This window comes from Rhizobacter sp. P2_H2 (genome assembly GCF_056403375.1).
In genome coordinates this window covers 1-8632 of record NZ_JBFUFP010000144.1, presented here as the reverse complement: position 1 = coordinate 8632, position 8632 = coordinate 1, and the positions used below count along the sequence as shown (strand labels likewise).

6 protein-coding genes and 1 pseudogene are annotated in these 8632 nt (G+C 70.6%); 1 reads left to right on the top strand and 6 read right to left on the bottom strand.

What is annotated here, in order from left to right; translation table 11 throughout:
• From AC1D15_RS10865 to AC1D15_RS10840, 6 genes and pseudogenes are all read right to left on the bottom strand, one after another.
• Positions 1 to 110 (bottom strand): annotated as a pseudogene (locus AC1D15_RS10865) (RidA family protein); the annotation flags it as partial.
• A gap of 93 nt (positions 111 to 203) precedes the next feature.
• Positions 204 to 2213 (bottom strand): PAS domain-containing hybrid sensor histidine kinase/response regulator, encoded by a 2010-nt coding sequence (locus tag AC1D15_RS10860; protein WP_477825979.1) that lies wholly within the window; start codon positions 2211 to 2213, stop codon positions 204 to 206.
• A gap of 57 nt (positions 2214 to 2270) precedes the next feature.
• Positions 2271 to 3629 carry a type II toxin-antitoxin system HipA family toxin YjjJ gene (gene yjjJ, locus AC1D15_RS10855; RefSeq protein WP_477825978.1) on the bottom strand — a complete coding sequence of 453 codons (1359 nt, stop codon included), beginning with the start codon at positions 3627 to 3629 and terminating at the stop codon, positions 2271 to 2273.
• 112 nt (positions 3630 to 3741) lie between these two features.
• A complete protein-coding gene (locus AC1D15_RS10850; RefSeq protein ID WP_477825977.1) occupies positions 3742 to 5991 on the bottom strand; it encodes a sensor histidine kinase in 2250 nt (749 codons plus the stop codon).
• 31 nt (positions 5992 to 6022) lie between these two features.
• On the bottom strand, positions 6023 to 6757 hold the full coding sequence (locus AC1D15_RS10845; RefSeq protein ID WP_047511496.1) for a LuxR C-terminal-related transcriptional regulator: 735 nt from the start codon (positions 6755 to 6757) through the stop codon (positions 6023 to 6025).
• A gap of 139 nt (positions 6758 to 6896) precedes the next feature.
• Entirely contained in the window at positions 6897 to 7871 is a 975-nt protein-coding gene (locus AC1D15_RS10840; RefSeq protein ID WP_477825976.1) for an NADPH:quinone oxidoreductase family protein, read from the bottom strand.
• A 97-nt stretch (positions 7872 to 7968) separates the two neighbouring features.
• On the opposite strand from AC1D15_RS10840, the gene surE reads away from it, so the two are divergent.
• Positions 7969 to 8632, top strand: a 664-nt coding sequence (surE, locus tag AC1D15_RS10835; RefSeq protein WP_477825975.1) for a 5'/3'-nucleotidase SurE, incomplete at its 3' end; no start/stop codon positions are given.

The following is an 8632-nucleotide window of genomic DNA, read 5'->3' as shown; positions in this document are numbered from 1 at the left end:
GACAGGAACACGAGGTTGCCGGTGCGCACGAAGGGCACGTAGGCGGCAGCGGGGGCGGACACCGACGGCAGTTCGATGCCGAGGGCTTTCAGGCGGTCGTAGACGGACATGGTGGGGCAGGGCAGGTGGAGGAAGCGGGGGATCCTACACCTGGGGCTTTGGCTGAATGCGATGCGGGGTGACTCCTCCCCGGCGCGGGCGCCTCAGCGCCCCAGCAGCCCCGCCGCCGTCAGGATCAGCTCGGCCATGTCGAACGGCTTGGCCAGGTGGGCCTGGTAGCCGGCGAGCAGCGATTTCTTGCGGTCCTCGGCGCGCGCGAAGGCGGTCAGCGCCACCGCCGGGATGCGCTCGTCGCGGCTCTCGTCGGCGCGCAGCGCCCGCATGAACTGGTAGCCGTCCATCTCGGGCATGCCGATGTCGCTGACGATCAGGTCCGGCCGGGCCGGCAGCACGGCCGCGAGCGCCTCCTGTGCCGACGCGAACGCGGTCACCTGGGCGCCCTGGTTCTCGAACATGCGCCGCAGCAACTCGCGCGCATCGGGTTCGTCGTCGACGATGAAGACGTGCACGCCGCCGAGCCGGGGCAGCGGCGGCAGGTCCACGGCCCCGGCCCCGTCCGGCGACCCGGACTGCGCCGCCTCGGCCTGCTGCGGCTCCTGCGAGACCGGCAGCTCGACCACGAAGGTCGCTCCGTGGCCTTCGCCCGCGCTGCTCACCCTGATCGAGCCGCCGTGCAGCTCCACCAGCTGCCTGCAGATCGCGAGCCCCAGGCCCAGGCCGCCGAACGCCCGCGTCGTCGAGCTGTCCTGCTGCGAGAAGCGGTCGAACACGTGCGGCAGGTAGCTCGCCGGAATGCCGATGCCGCTGTCGCTGATGCTCAGCTCGAGGCGCGGGCCGATGCGCTGCAGCGTCACCTGCACCTGCCCGCCCTTCGGCGTGAACTTGATGGCATTGGTGAGCAGGTTCCACACCACCTGCTGCAGGCGGCCGCTGTCGCCCTGCACGGTCGATGCGCCCGGGTCCAGGCGGCTCGTCAGGCGCAGGCCCTTGGCCTCGGCCGACGGCAGCGCCGAATCGACGGCCGCCTGCACCACCTCCAGCAGCGTGATCGGCTGCACATCGAGCCGGACCTTGCCGGCCATGATCCGGCTCAGGTCGAGCAGGTCGTCGATCAGCTTGACCTGGGCCCGGGCATTGCGATCGATCACGTCGATGGCGCGCTCCAGGTCCACCGGCTTGTCGGCCTGACCGGCGCGGCGCAGCACCTGCGTCCAGCCGAGGATGGCGCTGAGCGGCGTGCGCAGCTCGTGCGACAGCGTCGCGAGGAACTCGTCCTTCATGCGCGTCGCGCGCTGCGCCTCCATGCGGGCGCTGYGCTCGGCCTGCAGCAGTTCGTCGCGCTGGCGGCTGGCGAGCTCGGCGGCCTCGGCCTGCCGGCGCTCGGTGAGGTCGCGGGTCAGCTTGGCGAAGCCGAGCAGCCGGCCGTCTTCATGGCGCAGCGCGGTGATCGTGACGTTGGCCCACAGCATCGAGCCGTCCTTGCGCACCCGCCATCCTTCGTCGACGAAGCTGCCCTTCTCGGCAGCCACCTGCAGTTCGTGGTCGGGCCAGCCGCTCTCCCGCGCCTCGCGCGGGTAGAAGATCGAGAAGTGCCGGCCGATGATGTCGGCGGCGGTGTAGCCCTTGATGCGCTCGGCACCGACGTTCCAGGTCGCGATCCGGCCGTTGGGGTCGAGCATGAAGATCGCGTAGTCGGACACGCCTTCGACCAGCAGCCGGAACCGCTCTTCGCTGCGGCGCAGCGCTTCTTCATGATGGCGCCGCTGCGTCAGGTCGCGCGTGACCTTGGCGAAGCCGAGCAGCTGTCCGTCGGGGGCGCGCATCGCGGTGATCACGACGTTGGCCCAGAACTGCGAGCCGTCCTGGCAAACGCGCCAGCCTTCGTCCTCGAAGGTCCCGGTCGCCTGGGCCACCTCGAGCTCGTGCGCGGGCAGGCCGCGCGCCAGCGCCTCGGGCGGGTAGAAGCGCGAGAAGTGCTGGCCGATGATCTCGTGCGCGCGGTAGCCCTTGAAGCGCTCGGCACCGGCATTCCAGGTGACCACCCGGCCCTCGGGGTCGAGCATGAAGATGGCGTAGTCCCGCACGCTCTCGACAAGCAGGCGAAAGCGTTCTTCGTTGTGCTGCAAGGGCTCCGCAGGGTGATCGGCGGTCATGAGGCTGCACCCTAGCACAGCATGCCGCGGCCCGGCCCCGGGGGGGCGCTGCGGACGCTAGGCCTGGGTCGCGAGCCGCCGGACGATCGCGCCGTTGTCGTCGCAGATGCGCCGGAATGCCGTGCTGATGCGCGGGTCGTCGGCCGCCGCTTGCCAGAGCACCATCGCCGCCTGGGCGGCCTGTTGCCAGGCCTCGCGCTCCGACGGCAGCGGGCGCGGGGGTGCGAAGTTCTTCTCGGGCAGCTCCACGCCGCGCACCGGCGCGTACAGCATCGGCAGCACGTCGTAGGTCGGCGAGAGCTTCAGCCCGGGCACGAACGAGAGATTGCCTTCGTGCATGTCGGTATTGGCCGTGAGCCGGCCGAAATGCCAGAGCCGCGCGATCTGGTCGTGCGTTGGCGCATCGATGAAGCCGAGCGCTAGCAACTGCGACGCTGCCTCCGTCCACGGGCGGCCGGCCAGGCCGAACATCGCACCGCTCAGCGCCGACCAGGAGCACAGCGGCGAGCGCCCGAGCAGGCCATGCCGGTCGAAGCGCACGACCTCGAGGCAGGTCCGGTTGCCGGCGCGGTGGATCGTCGAGCGCGCGGCGGCCAACCCGAGGTGCGAGGGGATCACGGTCGACGCCAGGTGCTCGCACACCAGCAGGTCCGACCAGCGTTGCGTGATCGCGGAATCGTCGGAGCCTGAGAACTTGACGATGACGTGCGCCGGCACGCCGTCCAGCAGTCGCACGGCGGTGAACTTCGGGAACTCGCCGCCGGCCGACGAGCCGGCGTCGCCCGCCGTCATCGCGCGCTGCGCGAGTTGCGCATAGGCGGGCTCCACCTGCTCGTCCGCGATCAGAGCGGGTTCATGATCCTGCCTCGATTGCCAGAGCCGGAAGGCCGCTTCGCCCAGGATGAAGTTGCCGCTCTGGTCCGCGCCCAGCAGCGACAAGGCGTGCAGCGCATCGTCATCGGACCAGCGCGCCGGGTCTTCGCCGACCGCGAGCAGCGGCGCATGCTGGCGCGCGAACTGCCGGCCGAGGAAGCCCTGCGGCCGCAGGTCCTGCAGCGGGTAGGGGATGCCGTCGAACCAGCCGTCCTGCATGTCGGCATCCATCGGCCATTCGAACGGCTCGAGGAAGTCCACCGCGCAACCGTCGGGGTAGGTGAGGTGCAGGTGGGCGACTTCGGCCGCGTCGCCATGCGCGTCGATGCGGTACAGCGGCAAGGGCGCCGTGTCACCCCGCAGTGCCCGGCGTGCGGCATAGGCGGTGCGGCGTGCGCTGCCGCGGGCGATGACGGCCGGCCCGGCGGCGCGCACGGCGCGCATCAGCGTCGGCCGGCTCACCTGCAGCAGCTCCAGCAGGCGGCCGGCCGGCATCCGCTGCCAGGTGCGCAGCGTGGRGACGAGGCGGTCGGCGATCGTCATGAAACGATACTTTTCAGGTGGAAATTCGATTTCCTAGAGGCAGGTGTGCGTGAATCGTCGTCTTCAATGAAACGATTCATGTAACGATTATATCGACCCCGGCGGGGCCGTGTCAGCGCCGCTCCGACAGCTGCCTGATCGTCACCCGGCAGCGGATCCCGACCGCGCCGGCTTCCTTCCACTCGACCTCGCCGCCCAGCTGCTTCACCCGCTTGCGCACGCCGCCCAGCCCGAGCCCGTGGGCCCAGGCCTGCGGGCTGTGGCCGATGCCGTTGTCGGTGATCGTCAGCTCCAGCCGGTCCTGCAGCAGGTGGAACTCGATGTCGACGCGGCGCGCCTTCGCATGCGCGATCGCGTTGCTCACCAGCTCGCGCATCACGCGCGTCAGCGCCGACCACTGCACGACGGTCAGCGAGATGTCGCGGTCGAAGGTGAGGTTCCAGCCGAGTTCGATGTGCGCCGCGGTGAGCCGCTGCGTCAGGTCGGCCTTCCATTCGGCGGCGGCGTGCGACAGCGGGTGGTTCGGCGCGGCGAGCCCGCGCGTCAGCGTCTTCAGGTCCTGCAGCGTGTGCCGCACGTACTCTTCCATCTCGGGCGACTGCGCCTTGTACATCAGCGTCAGCAGCCGCGCGCCGATGTCGTCGTGCAGGTCCTGCGCCAGGCGCAGCCGCTCTTCGCTGCGGCCTTGCTCCACCGCCTTGTCGAACGCGATCGCGCGGCGCAGCTGCTCGAGGATGCGTTCGGCCAGCCGCGCGTCTTCCGACGTGAAGAGCCTGCGCCCGCGGTGCGCGAAGCGCAGCACCACCGAGCCGGGCAGCCCGTCGCCGACGCCGGGCAGCTGCGGCACCGGCACCACCAGCGTCGAGCCGTCGCCGGCCACGCGGGCGCTGCGGGTCGTCTTCTCGACCACCACCGCCTCCATCGGGTCGAACAGCTCGCGCAGCAGCTGCATCAACATGCCGGAGGCGCGCTCGGGGTGCGTCTCCACCTCGCGCGCCATGCGGTAGAGCTTCTCGAACATCCGCTCGGTCGTCAGCACGCTGCTGCCGAGCAGCTGGTTCAGGATCCACTGCCGCGCTCCGGCATAGATGCCGAGCGACAGGAACAGCGCCAGCGTCACCGAGGCGAACTGGCCGAGCGAGAACACCGCGACGAACAGCAGGTCGAGCGAGGTCGCGATCGTGCTGACCGCCGCCAGCAGCGAGAACTCGCGCATCACCTGCTGCGATTTCGACAGGAACGGCACCAGCAGCAGCAGCGACGCGAAGAACACGTACCAGATCGCCGGGCCGATGTTGACCATCTGCTGCTGCACCGCCGGCAGCCGGTGGCCGGCGGCGATGGCGATGGTCAGCAGCACCCAGGTGCTGATCGCCATCACGCCGAAGCGGCGCATCACGACCGCGAACGGGTGCGGCTCGCGCCGGTACCACCAGCTCAGCAGCGCGAGCGCTGCCAGCCCCAGCAGCGTGACGCCGCCCTGCGCCCACCACCACGCGCCGCGCAGCGATCCGCCGGCGCACAGCGCCGCCAGCAGCAGCGCGCTGCCCCAGCCGAGCCACGCGATGCGCCGCCCGCCGAGCGGCTGCTGATGCGCCGGGTAGGCGGCGTGCACCAGTGCCGCGGCGGTGAGCAGGTCGAACGCCAGGCGCAGCGGCATGTCCCAGCGCAGGAAGCCGAGCGGCAGGCCGAGCTGCAGCGTCGACTCGACGGCCATGCAGGCGAGGCTGCCGGCCTGGCACAGCGAGGCCACGGCATACAGCAGGTTGCGCATCGACGGCTTGGCCAGCAGCACCACCATCGCGACCAGGTACAGCGTCAGGCTCAGCGCCGACAACACCCAGAACATCGAGCCCAGCCGCAGCAGCCCGCGCGGCTGCAGCGCGAGCTCCACCTGCCGTCCGCCGATGAAGAAGACCCGTACGCTGCTGCCGCCCATCACCGCGGCAACCTGCTGGTGCTGGTCGAACTGGCGTTCGCGCTGCGTGTCGCTCATGATCCAGCGCGGCGAGCGCTGCAACGCCAGGCCGTCGACGATCGCGACCTGGCCGTTGTCGTTCAGCAGGCCGACGAGTGCGCGGCCTTCGAGCGGCTTCAGCGCGGCGTCGTCGGTGTGCACGAGCTCGATCTCGCCTTGCGCGCCGACGCGCCAGTCGGCCGGCAGGTGCGGCTGCGCGGCCAGCCAGCGGGCCGTCATCGCGAGGGCCACGCAGCCGAGCAGCGCGGCCACCACCAGCAGGCGCAGCCGCCAGCCCATCCAGCGCGACAGGCGCTGGTCGTCGCCGAGCGCGGGGTCGATCAGCCCGGAATCGAGTGCGGAGTCGGGGTGCAGGCTCGCCGGCCGCGTCGCGGGGTTGTCCATGCGCGGTGGTCAGCCCTGGCGGGCTGCGGTTCTAGACCAGGCCCTGCTTGCTGGCCAGCACGGCCGCTTCGGCGCGGCTGGACACGTTGAGCTTCTTGTAGATCGACTTGATGTGGTCGTTGACCGTGAACCACTTGATGCCCATCAGGTTCGCGATCTCCTTGATCGTGAAGCCCTTGCTGAGGTAGGTCAGCACCTCGCTCTCGCGCGGGGTCAGGCGTTCATGGTCGAGCGGCGCGCCGCGGCCGAGCGGCATCGGGCGGCTGCTCTGGAAGCCCGACGGCGCCGGTTCCGACAACCCGCCCATGCCGCCGGGCCCCTGGCGGAAATGGCCCAGCAGCCGGCGCGCGATGGCCGGCGACAGCGGCGGCTGGCCGCGCACGATCTTCTGCAGCTCCTCGACCAGCACCTCGAAGCGGTCTTCCTTCAGCAGGTAGCCGTCGGCACCGCATTGCAGCGCGGGGAACAGGTGGTCGTCGTCGGAGTACAGCGTGGTGACGATCTTGGTGGCCGGGTAGCGGGCCAGCTCGGCCAGCAGCTCCATGCCGTTGCCGTCGGGCAGCTCCAGGTCGACCAGGATCAGCTTGAACGGGTCGGTGGCGGCCTCGACCTTCTGCCGGTCGGGCAGGCCGATGTGGCGGCGCGCGCTCTCGAGGTCGCCGGCTTCGGTGATGGCGATCGTGTCGCTGAAGCTTTCGCGCACCACGCGGCACAGGAAGCTGCGGGCGACCGGGTTGTCTTCAACGATCAGGACCTTGATTGCCATGCCATGTGCCGGGAGCRTGCGCGACCTGCGATCGTAGCGCACTCCCCCTGCAACAAGCTGTGTCCAGCGGTGTTCTGCGCGGCTCGATCCCCCCTCGGGTGAAGGGGATCGGTCGACGTACCTGTCGGCCGAGGGGCGGTCAGTTCACCAGCACGATCTTGCCCTGCACCTGCCGGCTGCCCATGCGGGTGAACGCATCCGACAGCGCGCTCATCGGCAGCGTGCGATCGATCGCCGGCTTGATCCTGCCCTGCGCATACCAGCCGGCCAGCTCGGCCAGCGCGCGGGCATTGTTCTTCGGCTCGCGGCGCGCGAACTCGCCCCAGAACACGCCGACGATGGACGCACCCTTCAGCAGCGCCAGGTTCAGCGGCAGCGCCGGGATGCCGCCCTGCGCGAAGCCGATCACCAGGTAGCGGCCGCGCCAGGCGATCGAGCGGAACACCGGTTCGGCCAGGTCGCCGCCGACCGGGTCGTAGACCACGTCGGGCCCCTTGCCTTGCGTCAGCGCCTTCAGCTCCTCGCGCAGCTGGCCACGGCTGTAGTTGATGGTCTCGTCGGCGCCGAGCTGCTTGCAGAAGGCGCACTTCTCGTCGCTGGACGCGGCGGCGATCACGCGTGCGCCCGCCGCCTTCGCGATCTGGATCGCCGYGCTGCCGACGCCGCCGGCCGCGCCGAGCACCAGCACGGTCTCGCCCGGCTGCAGCGCCGCGCGGTCCATCAGCGCATGGTGCGTGGTGCCGTAGGTGCACAGGAAGGCGGCCGCGTCCTCGAACGCGAAGCCCGGTGGCAGCGGCATCAGCAGCGCGGCGTTCACGCAGGCATGCGTCGCGAAACCACCGGTGCCGGCGAACGCGGCGACCGCATCGCCGACCTTGAGGTGCTTGACGCCTTCGCCGACCGCATCGACCACGCCGGCGTATTCGGCACCGGGCACGAAGGGCAGCGGCGGCTTGATCTGGTACTTGTTCTGGACGATCAGCAGGTCCGGGAAGTTCAGGCTCGCGGCGCGGATCGCGACGCGCACCTCGCCGGCCGCGGGCTGCGGCGTGGGCAGTTCCTTCCAGGTCAGCGCTTCGGGGCCGATGGGGTTCTCGCACAGCCAGGCTTGCATGGGGTCGTCTCCTTGAATGTGGCGCCGGATGATAGGCAGGCCGCTCGCCGGCGTGCGTCGCGCAGGTGACGGCTTCCCACATCCCTACAATCGCCCGATGCGCATTCKGATCGCCAACGACGACGGCTACCTCGCCCCCGGCCTTGCGGCCCTGGTGAAAGCCTGCGAAGGGCTCGGCGAGATCGACGTGGTGGCACCGGAGCAGAACGCGAGCGGCACCTCGAACTCGCTGACGCTGCACCGGCCGCTGTCGGCCTTCACCGCCGCCAACGGCTTCCGCTACATCAACGGCACGCCGTCCGACTGCGTCCACGTCGCGCTGACCGGGCTGCTGCCGCGCCGGCCCGACCTGGTGCTCTCGGGCATCAACAACGGCGCCAACATGGGCGACGACACGCTCTATTCCGGCACGGTGGCAGCCGCGATGGAAGGCTTCCTGTTCGGCATCCCGGCGATCGCGTTCTCGCAGGTCGAGAAAGGCTGGGCGCAGGTCGATGCCGCCGCGCGGCTCGCGCGCTCGCTGGTCGAGCAGGTGCTCGCGAACCCGCCGGCGCCGGGCGCGTGGCTGCTCAACGTCAACATCCCGAACCGGCCCGATGCGATCGAGCTGCCGCGCCGCATCACGCGGCTGGGCCGCCGGCATGCGAGCGAGCCGGTGATCTGCCAGCAGAACCCGCGCGGCGAGCCGATCTACTGGATCGGGCCGGCCGGCGATGCGCGCGAGGCCGGCGAGGGCACCGATTTCCACGCCACCGCGAACG